This window comes from Caballeronia grimmiae, assembly GCF_022879615.1.
Classification (GTDB): Bacteria; Pseudomonadota; Gammaproteobacteria; order Burkholderiales; family Burkholderiaceae; genus Caballeronia; species Caballeronia grimmiae.
This window is the reverse complement of the sequence record NZ_CP084271.1, coordinates 66,698-84,470: the sequence shown is the minus strand read 5'-3', so window position 1 is coordinate 84,470 and position 17,773 is coordinate 66,698. Positions and strand designations below refer to the sequence as shown.

General features: G+C 61.1%; 18 protein-coding genes. All 18 read right to left on the bottom strand.

Translation table 11 applies throughout. The features are described from left to right. Positions 1 to 37: 37 nt before the first annotated feature. The 18 genes from LDZ21_RS00400 to LDZ21_RS00315 all read right to left on the bottom strand — a co-directional run bounded on the left by LDZ21_RS00400 (position 38) and on the right by LDZ21_RS00315 (position 17,766). Entirely contained in the window at positions 38 to 580 is a 543-nt protein-coding gene (locus LDZ21_RS00400) for a F0F1 ATP synthase subunit delta (protein WP_035962136.1), read from the bottom strand. Between the two features lie 2 nt (positions 581 to 582). Continuing rightward, on the bottom strand, positions 583 to 1,053 hold the full coding sequence (locus LDZ21_RS00395; protein ID WP_035962134.1) for a F0F1 ATP synthase subunit B: 471 nt from the start codon (positions 1,051 to 1,053) through the stop codon (positions 583 to 585). Positions 1,054 to 1,188: 135 nt separating this feature from the next. Further along, complete coding sequence (gene atpE, locus LDZ21_RS00390; RefSeq protein WP_035962415.1) at positions 1,189 to 1,455, bottom strand: F0F1 ATP synthase subunit C; 267 nt, start codon at positions 1,453 to 1,455, stop codon at positions 1,189 to 1,191. A 90-nt stretch (positions 1,456 to 1,545) separates the two neighbouring features. After that, positions 1,546 to 2,397, bottom strand: a complete 852-nt coding sequence (atpB, locus tag LDZ21_RS00385) for a F0F1 ATP synthase subunit A (RefSeq protein WP_035962133.1) — start codon at positions 2,395 to 2,397, stop codon at positions 1,546 to 1,548. A gap of 180 nt (positions 2,398 to 2,577) precedes the next feature. After that, positions 2,578 to 3,102, bottom strand: a complete 525-nt coding sequence (locus LDZ21_RS00380; RefSeq protein WP_152562543.1) for an ATP synthase subunit I — start codon at positions 3,100 to 3,102, stop codon at positions 2,578 to 2,580. A gap of 283 nt (positions 3,103 to 3,385) precedes the next feature. After that, positions 3,386 to 4,486 (bottom strand): SLC13 family permease, encoded by a 1,101-nt coding sequence (locus tag LDZ21_RS00375; RefSeq protein ID WP_244794862.1) that lies wholly within the window; start codon positions 4,484 to 4,486, stop codon positions 3,386 to 3,388. A gap of 50 nt (positions 4,487 to 4,536) precedes the next feature. After that, on the bottom strand, positions 4,537 to 5,442 hold the full coding sequence (locus LDZ21_RS00370) for a ParB/RepB/Spo0J family partition protein (RefSeq protein WP_244793785.1): 906 nt from the start codon (positions 5,440 to 5,442) through the stop codon (positions 4,537 to 4,539). Next, on the bottom strand, positions 5,439 to 6,254 hold the full coding sequence (locus LDZ21_RS00365; protein ID WP_244793784.1) for a ParA family protein: 816 nt from the start codon (positions 6,252 to 6,254) through the stop codon (positions 5,439 to 5,441). The genes LDZ21_RS00370 and LDZ21_RS00365 overlap by 4 nt, the downstream gene beginning before the upstream one ends. A gap of 59 nt (positions 6,255 to 6,313) precedes the next feature. Then, complete coding sequence (gene rsmG, locus LDZ21_RS00360) at positions 6,314 to 6,964, bottom strand: 16S rRNA (guanine(527)-N(7))-methyltransferase RsmG (protein ID WP_244793783.1); 651 nt, start codon at positions 6,962 to 6,964, stop codon at positions 6,314 to 6,316. After that, on the bottom strand, positions 6,961 to 8,916 hold the full coding sequence (gene mnmG, locus LDZ21_RS00355; RefSeq protein WP_244793782.1) for a tRNA uridine-5-carboxymethylaminomethyl(34) synthesis enzyme MnmG: 1,956 nt from the start codon (positions 8,914 to 8,916) through the stop codon (positions 6,961 to 6,963). Before mnmG ends, rsmG begins: the two co-directional genes overlap by 4 nt. A gap of 154 nt (positions 8,917 to 9,070) precedes the next feature. Next, complete coding sequence (locus LDZ21_RS00350) at positions 9,071 to 9,820, bottom strand: ABC transporter ATP-binding protein (protein ID WP_244793781.1); 750 nt, start codon at positions 9,818 to 9,820, stop codon at positions 9,071 to 9,073. Then, positions 9,817 to 11,601, bottom strand: a complete 1,785-nt coding sequence (locus LDZ21_RS00345; protein ID WP_244793780.1) for a branched-chain amino acid ABC transporter ATP-binding protein/permease — start codon at positions 11,599 to 11,601, stop codon at positions 9,817 to 9,819. Before LDZ21_RS00345 ends, LDZ21_RS00350 begins: the two co-directional genes overlap by 4 nt. Before the next feature lie 4 nt (positions 11,602 to 11,605). Further along, positions 11,606 to 12,661, bottom strand: coding sequence for a branched-chain amino acid ABC transporter permease (locus LDZ21_RS00340; RefSeq protein WP_244793779.1), 1,056 nt, complete (start codon positions 12,659 to 12,661; stop codon positions 11,606 to 11,608). Positions 12,662 to 12,803: 142 nt separating this feature from the next. Then, positions 12,804 to 13,976 (bottom strand): ABC transporter substrate-binding protein, encoded by a 1,173-nt coding sequence (locus LDZ21_RS00335; RefSeq protein ID WP_244793778.1) that lies wholly within the window; start codon positions 13,974 to 13,976, stop codon positions 12,804 to 12,806. A 239-nt stretch (positions 13,977 to 14,215) separates the two neighbouring features. Beyond that, complete coding sequence (locus LDZ21_RS00330; RefSeq protein ID WP_244793777.1) at positions 14,216 to 15,382, bottom strand: ABC transporter substrate-binding protein; 1,167 nt, start codon at positions 15,380 to 15,382, stop codon at positions 14,216 to 14,218. Next, positions 15,360 to 15,572 carry a hypothetical protein gene (locus tag LDZ21_RS00325; RefSeq protein WP_152562542.1) on the bottom strand — a complete coding sequence of 71 codons (213 nt, stop codon included), beginning with the start codon at positions 15,570 to 15,572 and terminating at the stop codon, positions 15,360 to 15,362. The genes LDZ21_RS00330 and LDZ21_RS00325 overlap by 23 nt, the downstream gene beginning before the upstream one ends. Positions 15,573 to 15,910: 338 nt before the next feature. Further along, positions 15,911 to 16,882: a branched-chain amino acid ABC transporter permease gene (locus LDZ21_RS00320; RefSeq protein WP_244794861.1), complete on the bottom strand. Its 972-nt coding sequence runs from the start codon at positions 16,880 to 16,882 to the stop codon at positions 15,911 to 15,913. Continuing rightward, entirely contained in the window at positions 16,882 to 17,766 is an 885-nt protein-coding gene (locus LDZ21_RS00315) for a branched-chain amino acid ABC transporter permease (RefSeq protein ID WP_035962113.1), read from the bottom strand. Before LDZ21_RS00315 ends, LDZ21_RS00320 begins: the two co-directional genes overlap by 1 nt. Between the last annotated feature and the right edge of the window lie 7 nt (positions 17,767 to 17,773).

Below are 17,773 nucleotides of genomic sequence, written 5' to 3'. Positions count from 1 at the left end.
TTCTGTTGCGTGCCAGCTAAGGCGCTTCCGGGAAGCGTCAGGCGGTCAGAGCCGTCTGCATGCTGGCGAGGCGCGCGCGGACCGAGGTATCGAGCACTTCGTCGCCGACCGTCACGCGAACGCCGCCGATCAGCGACTGATCGATTTCGACGATCGGCTTCAGCTTGCGCTCGAACTTGCGTTCGAGGCTTGCGACCAAGTCGTTCAACTGTGCGCCTTCGAGGGGGAACGCGCTGACGATATGCGCGTCGGCCGCACCTTCACGGGCGTTCTTCAGCTCGTCGAACTGGACGGCGATTTCCGGCAGCAGCGGCAGACGATGATTCTCCACCAGCATGCGCACGAAATTCTTCGCCTGAGCACTGCTCTGAGCCAGCGGCGACTTCACCGCGGCGAGCAGCAAGTCCGTGATCTGCTCGCGGCTGACCTTCGGGCTCGAGGCGACCGTTTCCACTTCGGGCAGACGCGCAACCTGTGCCAGCTCCTCGACGAAGGTGGACCAGACCGCGAGATCGCCGGTTTCGGCCACGCGGAACAGCGCTTCTGCGTAAGGACGAGCGATGGTTGCAAGTTCGGCCATGATCAGAGCTCGGTTTTGAGTTGATTCAGCAGATCGGCGTGAGCCTTCTGATCGACTTCGCGCTTCAGAATTTGCTCGGCGCCCTTGACGGCCAGCGCGGCGACTTCGGCGCGCAGTGTTTCGCGAGCCTTGACGACTTGCTGGTCGGCGTCCGCCTTGGCTTGCGCGACGATGCGCGCAGCTTCCGCGTGAGCGTTGGCCTTGATTTCGTCGGCGACGGCTGCCGCCCGCTTTTCGGCGTCAGCGATACGTTGCTGACCGTCATTGCGTGCCTGGGCGAGTTCCTGGTCGACGCGCTTGTGCGCAGCTTCGAGTTCCGCCTTGCCCTTGTCGGCGGCGGCGAGGCCGTCGGCAATCTTTTTCGAGCGCTCGTCGAGGGCGTTGATCAACGGCGGCCACACGAACTTCATCGTGAACCACGCGAGGATCAGAAACACGACCATTTGCGCAAACAGGGTTGCGTTGAGATTCACGGTGTTTCCTTAAACGTTGCTTTTCGGGAGAGTGAAACGGTTAAAAGGCGCTAACCGGCTGTTGTGCTCGATCAGCGCCTCACCGTTCCGCTTTGCGTCGTGTCCAAAAGATCAGACGCACACTTCCGAGTAACCTCAGCCGAGACGTGCGAGCAGCGGGTTCGCGAACGCAAACAGCATTGCCACACCAACGCCGATCAGGAACGCCGCGTCGATCAGACCAGCCAACAGGAACATCTTGGTCTGCAGCGGGTTCATCAGTTCAGGCTGACGAGCGCAAGCCTCGATGTACTTGCCGCCCATCAGACCGATACCGATACAGGCGCCGATTGCACCCAGGCCGATGATGATGCCGATACCGACGGCGGTCAGACCCTGGATGTTGGCGATGAAAGCTTGCATGATCACTCCTTTGATTAAAGACTTTGGAACTTGATTTATAAAAATTGAAACTTAGAACCGTTGGCGATTCCGAACTGCCGCAATGCCGCGTTAATGCGTGTCATGAGCCTGGCCGATATACACCAGCGTCAGCATCATGAAGATGAAAGCCTGCAGAAACACGATCAGGATGTGGAAAATCGCCCAGACCGTACCCGCGACCACGTGGCCGATAAAGCCAAGTACAGAGGCGTCCGCGCCGAAATGCCACATGCTGCCGAGCAATGCGATAAGCAGGAACAGCAGTTCGCCCGCGTACATGTTGCCGAACAGCCGCATGCCGAGCGACACAGTCTTGGCCACGAACTCGATGATGTTCAGCGCAAGGTTCGGAATCCACAAGACCGGATGCGCGCCGAACGGAGCGGACAGCAGTTCGTGCACGAAGCCGCCGGCGCCCTTGATCTTGAAGTTGTAGTAGATCATCAGAATGAACACGCCCAGCGCAATGCCGATGGTGCCGTTAAGGTCGGCCGTCGGAACGATGCGGTGATGGGGCACGACGTTCTCGAGACCCAGCCAGCCGATCACGCGGCCAGGCAAGTCCACGGGGATGAAGTCGAGCGAGTTCATCAGGGCGACCCAGACGAACACGGTCAGTGCGAGCGGAGCGATGAAGCGGCGGTTGCCGTGGATCATCGACTTCGACTGGTCTTCCACCATTTCCACCAGCATTTCGATGGCGCACTGGAAGCGGCCGGGAACACCGGACGTTGCCTTACGCGCCGCGAGGCCGAGGATGATGATGGTCAAGAGGCCACACAGAATGGACCAGAACAGCGTGTCCAGATTCCAGACGTGGATGTCGAAAATCGACGTCTGGTGGTCCGTGGAAAGATTCTGCAAGTGGTGCGCAATGTACTCGGACGGATCCAGAGCGTGCGTTCCTTCGCTAGCTGCCATATCGTTAAAGCCACCCAAATTGTCAAAAATCTTTCGACGCCTGCCGCTCCGAGCCGCCGCTTCGCGTTGCGGCTCCAGGGCGGAAGGCCCGTGTGCGGAACACGCTCCGCACATATGTATGCTAGTGGCAGCTCTGCCGTCCCGCACTTACCTGGGAGGTCATCGCCGCACGTTGCTGCGTCACCGCAGAGCCATTGCGATCCAGTACGCCTTCAACGCGACGATGTACGTGACGAGCAGCGGCAGCCACAGCGCACTCTTGTACCAGAACGCGACCGCGACGAACATAGCAATCGTCGCTCCCATCTTGACCGCTTCGCCGATCATCCAGCTCATGATCGTCTCGGCGCCTGTCTTCGCTTGCAGACGCGCCGCAAACAAGGCGGCGGGCAGCCAGCAGATCGCTCCTCCCAGAAAGGCGGACAGCGCAGCATCTCCCGGCGGCTTGTAAAACAGCCACCACAGTAGCGTCGCACCCAGGGACAAAACCATTTGCGCTGCCACGACCTTGAATGGCGTGACACGCGATGGACGACTCACTTCGGGTCCAAACAGCTCTTCTGCCTGATCCCGCGTGAGCGGAACGATATTGTTATCTTGCGCTTCGGCCTCCCACGAGTCGTCCGACGAACTGCGTGGCTGGTTCCCGGTGGCGTTGGTGTCGCCGGTTGAGCGAGCGCTGACTTGCATGTTTCGTTCGCGCATTTGCTTCGCGTTTTGCTCGAGACTCGCGCGGTGTGCTCTCGCGCCGTCTCCGAGCCCTCAACCGAGAGAACCGAGAGTCCGGAAAATCACCCTGCGCTTTCGACGCGCTTTCGAGGTGGCCTAGCTGTTAAATCCGGGCGATTGTAAGCGATTGTTGTCACGGATTCAATAGTTTAGGTGTGTCAAAAGCCAAGCAGACGGAGCTTAAAAATCGGTCTCGAAAGCGAGATTTTTCTTGTGACTGCAAGCAGATTTTCAGAATCCAGCCGATGCGCGCGAGGCATCAGACAAGCGCCCATCCGATCACTGCAGCGGCGATCCAGAATGGAATCGAGACGGCGTGGAAACGCATCCAGATGGCCTTTTCGCCGGACAGGCGAACCGCGATGAGATTCGCAAGCGAGCCGATCGCCACGCCGAATCCACCGACGCTCACGCCGAACGCAAGCGCCCGCCAATCCTTCGAGAACTCGGCGAGCACGATCGCAGCGGGTACGTTGCTGATGCCTTGCGACAGCAACGCGCCGGCCGCAAACGCGCGCACAGGTGACTGAATGCCGATTTGCGCGATCGCGCCGTGAACCGACGGCAACGCCGCCGCGCTGCGCAGCACGATGAACATCAGCACGAAGATGAGCAGCAGCAGCCAGTCGATCTTGAGCACGATTTCCCGCCGCCATAACAGGAATCCGACGGCGACCGCCGCAAGTCCTGGCCCCGCGTGATGCGCATCCGCGAGCGCGACGAACGCCGCAAACGCCACTGCGCTCACGCCGCATAGCACGCGGTCCACGGAATGCGCTTCGACATCGCCCGACAGGTCGAGCGGCGTGGCGCGGAACATCACGAACGTGACCGCTGCGAGCAGCGCCATCAGCGCCGCGCATAGCGGCAACAGCGTCCAGACGAACGCGCCGAACGAAACGCCGCTCGTCTGCCAGAGGAACAGATTCTGAGGATTCCCAAGCGGCGTCAGAATCGAGCCGGCGTTCACTGCCAGCGCGATCACGATCACGAGCCGTTTCATCGGCAACGGCGCGAGCTTGTTCAGCGACAGCGCGAGCGGCACGACGGCGAATAGCGCGACATCGTTCGTCAGCACGGTCGACAAAGCAGCCGCCAGCGCGACGAGAAACAGCGCAAGCCCGCGCTCGCCGTGGATGTGATGCACGAGCCGATGCGCGGCCCACATCAGGAATCCTGAATATTCGATCGCCTTGGTTAGGATGAGCAAGCCCGCCAGCGTCAGCACCGTCTGCCAGTCGACGAGACCCGGCAGCGACATCCACGGACGAGGCCGCACCAGTTGCAACAGCACGAGCGCCGCAACAAGGATCGCGAGAACCGGCTCTTTGCAGACGGCTCTCCAGACGCGCGTCAGCATATCAGGCTGAACGCCCTTCGCGTTATATTCGGACAAGGTCGGCTGTGCGGTCAGACGGCCGGCGCCGGCGTCTCGACGTTGCTGCCGCGCAGCTTCGTCAGAATGCCTTCGAGCGCGTCGAGATTGCCGAAGTCGATCGTGACCTTCCCACGGCCCCTGCCGCCCAGCTTGATCTTGACGCTGGCCGCAAGCAGGTCCGACAGTTCTTCTTCGAGGCGTCGCGTATCGCGGCCGCCGTCGTTGGCGGGACGCGCCTTGGTGGCAGGCGCCTGCTTCAACGTCGCCGCGACGAGGCGCTCGGTTTCACGCACCGACAGACGCCGGTTCACGACGTGATTCGCCAATTGAATCTGCGTGGCGGCATCGACGGCGAGCAGCGCGCGCGCGTGGCCCATGTCGAGATCGCCCGCGAGCAGCATCGTTTGGACAGGGGTGGCGAGATTCAACAAGCGCAGCAGATTCGATACCGCGCTGCGCGAGCGGCCAACAGCTTCCGCTGCCTGCTCGTGCGTGAACGTGAACTCGTCGAGCAGACGCTGAATGCCCTGCGCCTCTTCCAGCGGGTTCAGGTCCTCTCGCTGAATGTTCTCGATCAGCGCCATCGCGGCGGCGGCCTGATCCGGCACGTTCTTCACAAGCACGGGCACTTCTTCGAGCCCGGCCAGGCGCGCGGCGCGAAACCGCCGCTCGCCCGCAATGATTTCATAGTGCTGATCGCCGACCGAGCGCACGAGAATCGGCTGCATCAGGCCCTGCGCGCGGATGCTGGCCGCTAGCTCCTGCAGCGCGCCTTCGTCCATGCGCGTGCGAGGCTGATACTTGCCGGCTTGCAGCTTGTCGAGCGACAAAACTGTCGGCGTGCCCTCACCGCGCACGGCTTCCGTGATATCCACGCTACCGCCGAGCAACGCGTCCAGGCCGCGGCCAAGACCCTTCTTCTTCATCACAGCGCTCATTTCGGTTCCTCCGTCGGCGTTTCCTGCCGCATCGAATGGGGTTGCAGCGCGCGGACGCGCTCGATCATCTCAGTGCCGAACTGGATATACGCCTGGGCGCCGCGGGAAGACTTGTCGAACACGACGCCCGGCAGCCCGTAACTCGGCGCCTCGGCAAGGCGCACATTGCGCGGAATCACGACATCGAAGACTTTGTCGCCGAAATGCGACTTCAACTGATCGGACACTTGTTGCTGCAGCGTGATTCGCGGGTCGAACATCACGCGCAGCAAACCGATTACCTTGAGGTCGCGGTTCAAGTTGGCGTGAATTTGTTTAATTGTGTTGACGAGGTCCGACAGGCCTTCCAGCGCAAAGTACTCGCATTGCATTGGGATGACGACGCCGTGCGCGGCGCACAGCGCGTTCAGCGTGAGCAGCGAGAGCGCCGGCGGGCAATCGATAAGCACGAAGTCATAGTCGTCTTCTATGTCGACAATGGCGGAGCGAAGAATGCGCTCACGGTTCTCCATCGAAACCAATTCGACTTCGGCGCCGGCCAGTTCACGGTTCGCCGGGAGGACGTCGTATCCGACCGCATCCGGCCGCACGCGCGCTTCGCGCAGAGTGACGCCATCGACGAGCACTTCGTACACCGTGCTCTCGCATGCTGCTTTGTCGACGCCGCTGCCCATCGTCGCGTTACCCTGCGGGTCGAGGTCGATCAACAAAACGCGCTGTCCGAGCCCGGCGAGACTGGCCGCGAGATTGACCGCAGTCGTCGTCTTTCCAACGCCGCCCTTCTGATTTGCGACGCAGAAGATTTTTGCCATCGTTAGTGTCCTCGTTTCTTCGCTGTCAGAAGATCAGCATGGCTGAGTCGTTGCGGGGCTCAGGCATCGAAGGCGACTTCGATCAGGTGCCGTTCAGCGTCGAGCATCGGCACCATCAATCGTTCGACGCCCACGACGCTCGCACCGGCGGGCAAGCGTGAGATCTCCGCGTCCGGCCGGATACCTTTCATCGCGAGAATGCGACCGTTCTCGGCAACTAGATGACGCGCAAGTGTAACGAAATCCGCGAGCTCTGCGAATGCGCGCGACACAATTGCGTCGAATTTTTCCGGTACTTCGACGCCCGGCGACAGACTCTCCACACGGCCAGTGACGACGGAAATGTTGGACAGTCCCAGATGCGCCTTCGCCTGCGATTGAAACGCGGTCTTCTTGTGAACGATATCGTTCAGCGTGACGCGGACGTGCGGCAGCGCGATCGCGACCACGATGCCTGGCAATCCGCCGCCCGAGCCGACATCCAATACTGTCGAAGCACCGCGCGTCTGAATCGCCGGGACGATGGCCAGCGAATCCAGGATGTGCTGAATCAGCATTTGCTTCGGATCGCGGATCGCCGTCAGGTTGTAGACGGCGTTCCACTTTCCAAGCAGCGCAACGTAATCGAGCAATTGCTGCTTCTGCCCTGCCGACAGCGCGACGCCCAGTTGCGCAGCGCCATCGTCCAACATCGTTGCCAGGTCGGTCATTGGGCCGCCGTTGTGGTTGCTGAGGAACCATCGGCTTGCTTGCCGCGCCGTCCGAGGCCACGCTTGAGGTGCACCATAAGAAGCGAAATCGCCGCTGGCGTGATGCCCGATATCCGCGATGCCTGCCCGATCGTCTCCGGCCGATGCTGCGACAGCTTTTGTCGCGCTTCGAAGGAAAGGCCGCGCACCTCGCTGTAGTCGATGCCCTCGGGCAAGCGGGTGTTTTCCTGCGCGCCGTTGCGAACGATTTCGTCGGCTTGGCGATCGATATAGCCCTGATACTTCACGCCAATTTCAATCTGTTCCTTGATCTGCGCGAGCAGCACAGGATCGTCGGCTAGCGGTGCTTCTGGTCCGCACTGCCCGTCGCGCAGCGCGCAAATGCCGTCGTACGAAACGCCGGGACGACGCAGCAAATCGGCCAAACTGTATTCGTGGTCGATTGGTTTGCCGAGCAACGCTGTCGCTTCTTCTGCAGCCAACGTCTTTGGGTTCACCCAAGTCGAACGCAGTCGCTCTGTTTCACGTGAAACAGCGTCGCGCTTGCGATTGAATTCGTCCCAGCGAAGATCGTCGATCACGCCCAATTCGCGCCCGACTTCAGTCAGACGCATGTCAGCGTTATCTTCGCGCAGTGAGAGTCGATATTCCGCGCGGCTGGTGAACATGCGATACGGCTCGGAAACGCCGCGCGTCACGAGGTCATCCACCAGAACGCCGAGATAAGCCTGATCGCGACGCGGCGACCACGCGTCCTTGCCCAGAACCTGCAAGCCCGCGTTGATCCCTGCCAACAATCCTTGCGCAGCCGCTTCCTCGTACCCGGTTGTCCCGTTGATCTGCCCGGCGAAGAACAGTCCACTGATCGCCTTCGTTTCCAGCGACGCCTTCAGCGCGCGGGGATCAAAATAATCGTATTCGATCGCGTAGCCCGGGCGCAGGATGTGAGCGTGCTCGAGTCCGCGCATGGAGCGAACCAGATCCAATTGAACGTCGAACGGCAAACTCGTAGAGATACCGTTCGGGTAGAACTCATTCGTTGTCAGCCCTTCCGGCTCGAGGAAGATTTGATGCGCATCCTTCGACGCGAATCGGTGAATCTTGTCCTCGATTGACGGACAGTAGCGCGGCCCAACGCCCTCGATGACACCCGTGTACATCGGCGAACGATCCAGCCCCGAACGGATGATGTCGTGCGTTTGCGCGTTGGTATGCGTCACCCAGCACGGCACTTGTCGGGGATGCTGCTCGACGCGTCCGAGAAAAGAGAACACCGGAATCGGATCGAGATCGCCCGGTTGCTCTTCCAGCTGCGAAAAATCGATGGTACGACCGTCAAATCTCGGTGGTGTGCCGGTCTTCAAGCGGCCTTGCGGAAGCTTCAACTCCTTCAGACGCGCTGATAAAGACACTGCAGCCGGATCGCCCGCGCGTCCACCAACGTAGTTATTGAGGCCAACGTGAATCTTCCCGTCGAGGAAAGTACCGGCTGTCAGCACCACAGCACGCCCACGAAAGCGCAGGCCTACCTGCGTGACCGCACCGACGACGCGATCGCCCTCCACCATCAGGTCGTCGACCGCTTGCTGGAACAGCCAGAGGTTCGGCTGGTTCTCGAGTCGATGGCGAATCGCCTGCTTATAAAGCAGCCGGTCGGCCTGCGCACGCGTGGCCCGCACAGCCGGCCCCTTGGACGAGTTAAGTATCCGAAACTGGATGCCCGATTCGTCCGTTGCGGCAGCCATAGCGCCGCCGAGCGCGTCGACTTCCTTAACGAGATGCCCTTTGCCGATGCCGCCAATCGACGGATTGCAGCTCATCTGCCCGAGCGTCTCGATATTGTGCGTCAAGAGAAGCGTCTTGCAGCCCATTCGTGCGGATGCAAGGGCCGCCTCGGTGCCAGCGTGACCGCCGCCAACGACGATCACATCAAATTCTGTGGGATAAAGCATTGGGATTTCGTGTGCGAACGACACGAACCTGGAGATGGAATATCGCAGAATTATATCGGTTTCCGCTACGGCTCGAATCGCGTCGCTTCGACGGCGCGAAAAAAATGGCATGTTTCACGTGAAACACGCCACTCTGTTCCGCCCATCAGACTGTTCAAACTGCCTTTTTCGCTAGCCCCAGATAAGTCTCGATGACTTGCGGATTATGCTGAAGCTCTTCCGCCTTGCCTTCGAGCGCAACTTCGCCCGTTTCCAACACATACCCATAATCAGAGATTTGCAGGGCGGCTCGGGCATTCTGTTCGATCAGAAGCGTCGCCACACCTGTTTGCCGCAGCGCGCTGATGATGTGAAATATCTCCTTAACGATCAGCGGTGCGAGACCCAAGCTCGGTTCATCGAGCATAAGCAGTTGCGGCTTGCCCATCAGCGCACGCGCGACGGCCAACATTTGCCGCTCACCACCGGAGAGCGTGCCGGCCGCCTGCTTCCGACGCTCCTTGAGACGCGGAAATAACTCGTATACGTGATCGAGCTGGTCGAGAAAGTTACGCTCCCCGGCCCGCTTCCGTCGATAAGCGCCCAGCACCAGATTGTCCTCAACCGCCATCGACGAGAAAAGCTCGCGCTTCTCCGGCACGAGGCACATGCCACGCGCGACGCGACGCTCGATAGCCAGCGCCGACACATCTTCACCGACGTACTGAACCTTCCCTTTCGCGTGCCCTGTCTGCGGCAGCGCCCCCATGATGGCGTTGAGCAGCGTCGATTTCCCTGCCCCATTGGGGCCGATGACCGATACGATCTGCCCCGCCCCCACTGTGAGCTTGGCGCCGTGCAACGCTTCAACTTTCCCGTAACGCACGGACAAGCCGCTGACTTCCAGAATCGGTCCGTTCATCATTCCACCCCGCCCAAATACGCTTCGAGAACCGCTGGATTTTTCTGTACTTCCTTAGGCAAGCCCTCAGCGATCTTCGTCCCGAACTCCATCACGACGAGCCGATCCGTGAGGTTCATCACGAAATCCATGTCGTGTTCGACCAGCAGAATGCTCATACCCTCGGCGCGCAGCTTACGGAGCAAGTCGGCGAGTTGCTGCTTCTCCTGATAGCGCAGGCCGGCAGCCGGTTCGTCGAGAAGCAACAGCGTTGGATCACAGCAGAGCGCGCGCGCGATTTCGAGAATGCGCTGCTGTCCGAGCGCAAGGCTGCCCGCCTCGCTATATAGGTGCTTCTCCAGTCCGACGCGCACGATCTGCTTCGCGGCTTCGGCCATTAGCCGAGCTTCTTCCGCCGCATTGAGACGAGCGATGCTTCGCCACACCCCGGTCTTCCCACGCAGATGCGCGCCGATGGCAACGTTCTCGAGCACGGTCATCCCCGGCAGCATCTTGACGTGCTGAAACGTCCGCCCGATGCCGCGCTTCACGATCTGACGCGACGTCAGCTTGTCGATGCGTTCGCCGTGAAAAGTGATCGCGCCGCTCGTGGCCTGCAGAACGCCCGTCACGAGATTGAAGGTCGTTGACTTGCCCGCGCCGTTCGGACCGATCAGGCCGATAATCTCCCCCGCTTTGACATCGAAACTGACGTCGTTCACGGCAACGAGGCCGCCAAACTGCTTACGCGCCTTATCGACGGTCAGCAGCGGCTCGCCTGCGACAGGTTTGCTGCGCTGCGGCAACGCCTCGCCGTGCTCCGGTACATGCGCTCGCGGTCCGCGCGGGAAAAGCCGCGCGACGAAGGGCCAAACGCCCTGCCGCGCGTACTGGAGCAGCAGCACCATCACGACGCCGAAGACGATGATCTCAAAATTCCCGTTTGCGCCAAGCAGCTTCGGTAGCAGCGTCTGCAGATAGTCCTGCAAAACGGTAAGGATCGTCGCACCGAGAATCGCACCCCAGACATGCGAAACGCCGCCTACCACGGCCATAAACAGGAATTCGATGCCGTGGTTCAGCCCGAACGGCGTTGGGTTGACCGCGCGCTGGAGGTGCGCATAAAGAAAGCCGGAAATCGCCGCAAGAACCGCGGCGTAGATGAAGATCACGACGCGCATCCACGCCGTGTTAACGCCCATCGCCTCAGCCATGATGCCGCCGCCGCGAAGCGCGCGAATCGCGCGGCCGGGCCGACTATTAAGCAAATTCTGAACAGATATCACCGCGAGCAACACCACGACCCAGATCAGGTAGTAGATGCTTCGCCCCGATTCCAGTTGCCAGCCGAAAAGATTGAGCACCGGAATGCCGTTGATGCCGTCGTATTTGCCCAGCAGTTCCATGTTGCCGAACAGATAGAACAGCGACAGCCCCCACGCGATGGTCCCGAGCGGCAGGAAGTGGCCGGATAGCCGCATCGTGATAAGCCCGAGCAGCAGCGCGATGAACGCCGTGAGCACCACGCCCGCGATCAACGCGATCCAGGGCGAGACGCCGAATCGCGTCGTCAGGAACGCAGTGGCGTACGCGCCGACGCCCACGAATGCGGCCTGCCCGAAGCTCGTCATGCCGCCGATGCCCGTCAGCAGCACCAGCCCGATCGCCACGATCGAATAAAGCCCGATGTAGTTCAGCAGCGTGATCCAGTACTCCGGCACGGCGACCGCGCCAGGCAGCACGGGCAAAGCGAAGACCACGACGAGAAACAGCCACAAAAATCCATATCGATGTAGGAATGTCATCCGATTACTCCTCGTCTTCGTCCGAATGCGGGCTCGCCAGGCTTCGCCACAGCAGCACCGGAATGATCAGCGTGAAGACGATGACCTCTTTGTAAGCACTCGCCCAGAACGACGAATAGGACTCGAGCAAGCCGACCAGAAGCGACCCCGCCGCCGCGAGCGGATAACTCACCAGGCCGCCGACGATCGCGCCGACGAATCCCTTCAGACCGATCAGGAAGCCCGAGTCGTAGTAGATGGTCGTAATCGGCGCGACGAGCACGCCGCACAGCGCGCCGAGGCCCGCCGCCAGCGTGAAGGCCAGCCGCCCAGCCTGCGTAGTGCCGATGCCGACAAGCCGTGCTCCCAGCCGATTCACCGACGTTGCCCGCAGCGCCTTGCCGGAGATCGAGCGATCGAAGTAGAAGTACAGCGCCGCGATCAGCACGACAGCCGTGCCGACCACCCACAGGCTTTGCCCGTAAATCGACACGCTGCCGATGTTGAAGTTGGCGTCCGAAAACGCCGTCGTGCGCGAGCCTTCCGCGCCGAACATGACGAGGCCGAGGCCGACCATCGCGAAGTGCACCGCCACCGCGACGATCAGCAGCAGCAGCGTGCTCGCCTCCGCGATCGGCTCATACGCGAGCCGGTAGACGAACGGTCCCATCGGCACGACGATCAGCAGCGTCAGCGCGATCTGCGCGATCATCGGCAGCGGCTGCGCGAACACCGCTTGCGTGATGCCCCACACAGCGACCGGAAACAGCAGATACTTGCCCGCGAGCACGGCAAGCAGGCGGCCGATCTGGTGATAGCGCCCGGGATGCCGCGCGATCGATACGCTCTCGGCGATGAAACAACCCATGCCCATCGCGATCAGCAGAAAGCACGTCGCGGGCAGCTTCTGCGTCTGAAGCGCGGCGAGCGTGAGCGCGCCATACGCGACGAATTCGCCTTGCGGAATAAAAATGACGCGTGTCACGGAGAACACGAGCACCAGGGCGAGCGCGAGCAAGGCGTAGATCGCTCCCGTCGTGATGCCGTCTTGCGCGAGAATCGCCGCAATCGATAAGTCCATACTTCCTCTTGTGAGCTACCTGAAATCTGCGGACCGTCAGAGTCCGTGGAACATGGGAAAAGCGGCGCACCATCGGCGCGCCGCTTCCCTATCTTGAAAATCGGAGACGGGGACGCTCAAGAATCGCTGCGTCCCGCGTCGGTCAGTCGTTCAGCAGCTTCCACTTGCCGTCGACGATCTGCACCATCACGCGCGCGCGATCGTCGAAGCCGTTGTGATCGCTCGGCGTCGTGTTCATGATGCCGTGCGCGACCGGCAGATCCTTTAGGCTCTCGAGCGCGGCCCGCAGCGCTTCGCGGAATTCGGGCGTGCCGGGCTGCGCCTTCTTCAGCGCCTCGGGGATCGCGCGTGTGAGCATCTGACCGGCATCCCATGCGTGACCGCCGAAGGTCGACAGCGAACCCGCGCCATTGGCCTTCTCGTACGCGTCCTTGTAGGCCGCCGACGACTTCTTCACCGGATTGCTGTCCGGCAGTTGCTCGGTCACGAGCACAGGACCGGCGGGCAGAATCTCACCTTCGCAGTCCTTGCCGCACACGCGCAGGAAGTCGTTGTTCGCCACGCCGTGCGTCTGATAGACCTTGCCCTTGTAACCGCGCTCCTTCGACGCCTTCGCCGGCAACGCCGACGGCGTACCCGCGCCCGCGATCAGCACCGCATCCGGGTTCGCGCCCATCGTCTTCAGCACTTGCCCCGTGACGGACGTATCCGTGCGGTTATAGCGTTCGTTCGTGACGATCTTCAGCTTGTGCGCCGAGGCCGCCGCGTTGAAGACGTTGTACCAGCCGTCGCCGTACGCATCCGCGAAGCCGATGAAACCCACGGTTTTCACGCCGTGCTTCTCCATGTAGCCGGCGATCGCGTCGGCCATGAGCGCGTCGTTTTGCGGCGTCTTGAACACCCACGCGCGCTTGCTGTCCATCGGCGCGATGATCGCGGCGGAGGCGGCCATCGAGATCATCGGTGTCTTCGCGCTTGATGCCGCATCGATCATCGCGAGCGAATTCGGCGTGACGGTCGAGCCGATGATCGCGTCCACGTGATCCTCGTCGATCAGCTTGCGCGTGTTCTGCACGGCGCGGCTCGTGTCGGAGCCATCGTCGAGCACGATGTATTGCACCGACTTCCCGCCGATTTCCTTCGGTAACAGCGCGACGGTATTTTTCTCGGGAATCCCAAGCGATGCCGCCGGCCCCGTCGCCGATAACGTCACGCCGATCTTCACCTGTGCGAGTACCGCACTCGTGCTGAAAACCGCGCTGCCGGCGATGGCAAGCGCGATGCTTTTGCTAACCCATGATTTCTTCGTTTTCATTGCTCGTCTCCAAACGCGACTGTGCTGCTGCGAGTATTTGTCGATGCGGTCTGCCAGAGGCGCACTCAATCTATTTACCGCGTTACACCATGCCTAGGCTCGTTTTCCCTGACCGTCGACGACAGTCGCCCAGTTCATCCGCGAGGCTTTGCGCCCTCTTCTTTCCACTTCCGCACAACAAAAAAGGCGCGTTCGTTGCAACGCGCCTTTGATGTCAGAATCGATTCACATATCGCTGTTCAGTTGGCCGACAACTTCCACTTGCCGCCGACGATCTCGACCATTACGCGCGCCCGCTGATCCAGCCCGGAGTGATCGTTCGCGCTCATGTTGAAGATGCCATGCGACGCAGGCAGATTCTTCGTCTCTTCGATGGCCGCGCGCAACGCCTCGCGGAACGCCGGCGTGCCCGGTTGGCCCTTCTTCAGCGCGATGGGTATCGCACGTTGAAGAATGAGGCCCGCGTCCCATGCGTGACCGCCGAACGTCGACACCGAACCCGCGCCGTACGCGCCTTCATACGCCTTCTTATAAGTGAGCGCGGCCTGCTTCACCGGATTGCTGTCAGGCAACTGCTCGGCCACGAGCAACGGACCCGCCGGCAAGAACGTGTTCTCGCAGTCCTTCCCGCATACGCGAAGAAAGTCGTTATTGGCGACGCCGTGCGTCTGATAGAGCTTGCCCTTGTATCCGCGCTCCTTGAGGGTCTTCTGCGGCAGCGCGGCCGGCGTACCCGCGCCGGCGATCAACACCGCGTCAGCGTTCTGCGACATCATCTTCAGAACCTGACCGGTCACCGAAGCGTCGTTGCGTGCAAAGCGCTCGTTCGCGACGACCTTCACCTTCGCCAGATCCGCCGCCTTCGAGAATTCCTTGAACCAGCTCTCGCCATACGCATCCGAGAAGCCGATGAAGGCGACCGTCTTCACGCCATGATTGGCCATGTGCTGTGCGATGGCCGTCGCCATGAGGATGTCGTTCTGCGGCGTCTTGAAGACCCACGCGCGCTTGCTGTCCATCGGTTCGACGATGCTGGCCGCGGCGGCCATCGAGATCATCGGGGTGCTGGTTTCGGCGGCGATGTCGATCATCGCGAGTGAATTAGGAACGACGGTGGAACCGATGAGCGCATCGACATGATCTTCGCTCGTGAGCTTGCGCGCGTTCTTGACGGCTTGCGTGGAATCCGTGGCGTCGTCGAGCACGATGTATTGCACCTTTTGTCCCGCGACTTCCTTCGGCAATAACGCGAAGGTGTTTTTCTCCGGAATACCGAGCGATGCGGCCGGGCCTGTCGCCGATACCGTGACGCCTATTTTCACGTCTGCCCAAACTTGCGTGCTTATAACCGCTGCCATTCCCGCAATCGCCATAGCGACCGCTTTACCGCGCAATGCCCACTTCATTGATTTGCACCCCGTAAATCGTCAGTTCGAATTGAAGTCTTGCCGGATGATTCTTTGCTTCGAAGCCCGCGGATTTATTTATGTCGCGAATCGCCGACCAGCGGGTCGGGAAATGCAGTTTAGCGGAGGCAAGCGCCGCCCAGCAAGCGTTTTGAAGGGCTTGCGGCAGGCTGCGTGAGGCGTAGCGCACGCCCCGCCATGCTGTTGGATGTCCCGCCTGGATTATCTGTCTGGTGAATCGCGCGATCGCGATACGTATTATCGGCGGACAAATAAAAAAGCGCTGTTGGAGTCATCCAACAGCGCTTCCGATTTGGGCACTTTGTGCCTCATGTCTCCTCGTTCTCCACCTCAAAAATTCGGGTGCAACAGAACTAGACGCATAGTAATGTCGTGACCGTTTAGCGACAACCTAGCATTTACCCTAGTGGTGCATGGAAGCACCTCAAAGGGGCGCGTTAAATGCCGTTAATTAAGCCTTCGCATTGGCATTCCGCATGGTCCCTTCGGAATTCCAACTAAATTGCGTCAGCCCTGCAACGGCCGAATCCGCGCGACGATCTCCCCCACGATGCCGCGGCGAAACGCCAGCACACACGCAATGAAGATCACGCCGGTCACGATCGTCACCGATTCGCCGAGCGACTGGAACCACGCAACGCCCGTGAGATTCGCGATACCCGTGCCGATATCGCCGAGGCGGTCTTCCAGCGCCACGATGATCGCAGCGCCCAGCAGCGGCCCGAACATCGTGCTCATGCCGCCGACGAGCGTCATCAGCACGACGAGGCCGGACATCGTCCAGTAAGCATCGCCGAGTGTTTCGAAGCCGAGCACGAGCGTCTTCGTCGCGCCCGCGAGACCCGCGAGCCCCGCCGACAGCACGAACGCAAGCAGCTTGTAGCGCGCGGTGTCGTAGCCGAGCGATATGGCGCGCGGCTCGTTCTCCTTGATCGCGATCAGCACCTGCCCGAACGGCGAATGCACGATGCGCACGATGAGCGCGAACGCGAGCAGCATCACCAGCAGCACGACGTAGTAGAGCGTAACGTCGTTGCTCAGGCTCACGATGCCGAACAGCTTGCCGCGCGGCACGCCTTGCAGCCCGTCTTCGCCGTGCGTGAACGGCGCTTGCAGGAACACGAAGTAAACCATCTGCGCGAGCGCGAGCGTGACCATCGCGAAGTAGATACCCTGACGGCGAATCGCCAGCAGGCCGACGACCAGACCCAGCAGCGTCGCGACCGCCGTGCCGGCAAGCACGCCCAGCTCCGGCGTGAAGCCGAGCGTCTGGATCGCGTAACCGGCCGTGTAGCCTGCGCTCGCCAGGAACATCGCGTGTCCGAACGAGAGCAGTCCCGTATAGCCGATCAGCAGATTGAACGCCGCCGCGAACAGCGCGAAGCACAGCACTTTCATCATGAAGACCGGATACACGCCCGCGAACGGCGCGATGACCAGGGCGATCAGCAACAGGACGTATAGCGCTTTTCTCTGCATCATTTTTCCTTGCCGAAGAGCCCTGCCGGACGCACGAGCAGCACGAGCGCCATGATGACGAAGACGACCGTCGCGGACGCTTCCGGATAGAACACGCGCGTGAAGCCTTCGATCACGCCGAGCAGCAGACCCGTGAGAATCGACCCCATGATCGATCCCATTCCGCCGATCACGACGACGGCGAACACGGTGATGATCATCGACTGCCCCATCAGCGGCGATACCTGGATGACCGGCGCGGCAAGCACGCCCGCGAATGCCGCCAGCGCGACGCCGAAGCCGTACGTCAGCGTGATCATCAGCGGCACGTTGACGCCGAACGCCTCGACGAGCTTCGGGTTCTCCGTGCCCGCGCGCAAGTAGGCGCCGATGCGCGTCTTCTCGATGACGAACCACGTCGCGAAGCACACGATCAGCGACGCGACCACGACCCACGCGCGATAGTTCGGCAGGAACATGAAGCCGAGATTCGTCGCACCGGACAAAAGCGACGGCACGTCATACGGCTGCCCCGACGAACCATAGATGGAGCGGAACACGCCTTCGATCACGAGCGTGAGTCCGAAGGTGAGCAGCAAGCCGTAGAGATGGTCGAGCTTGTAGAGCCAGCGCAGCATAGAACGTTCGATGAAGACGCCGAGCACGCCGACGATGACGGGCGCGAGCACGAGCATCGCCCAATAGGGAACGTTGAAGTACGAGTAGCCCATCCACGCGAGCATCGCGCCCAGCATGAAGAGCGCGCCATGCGCGAAGTTGATGACGTTGAGCAAGCCGAAGATCACCGCGAGCCCGAGACTCAGGATCGCGTAGAACGATCCGTTCACCAGTCCGAGCAGCAGCTGGCTCATCATGGCGGCGAGCGGTATGCCGAATATTTCCATTGAACCT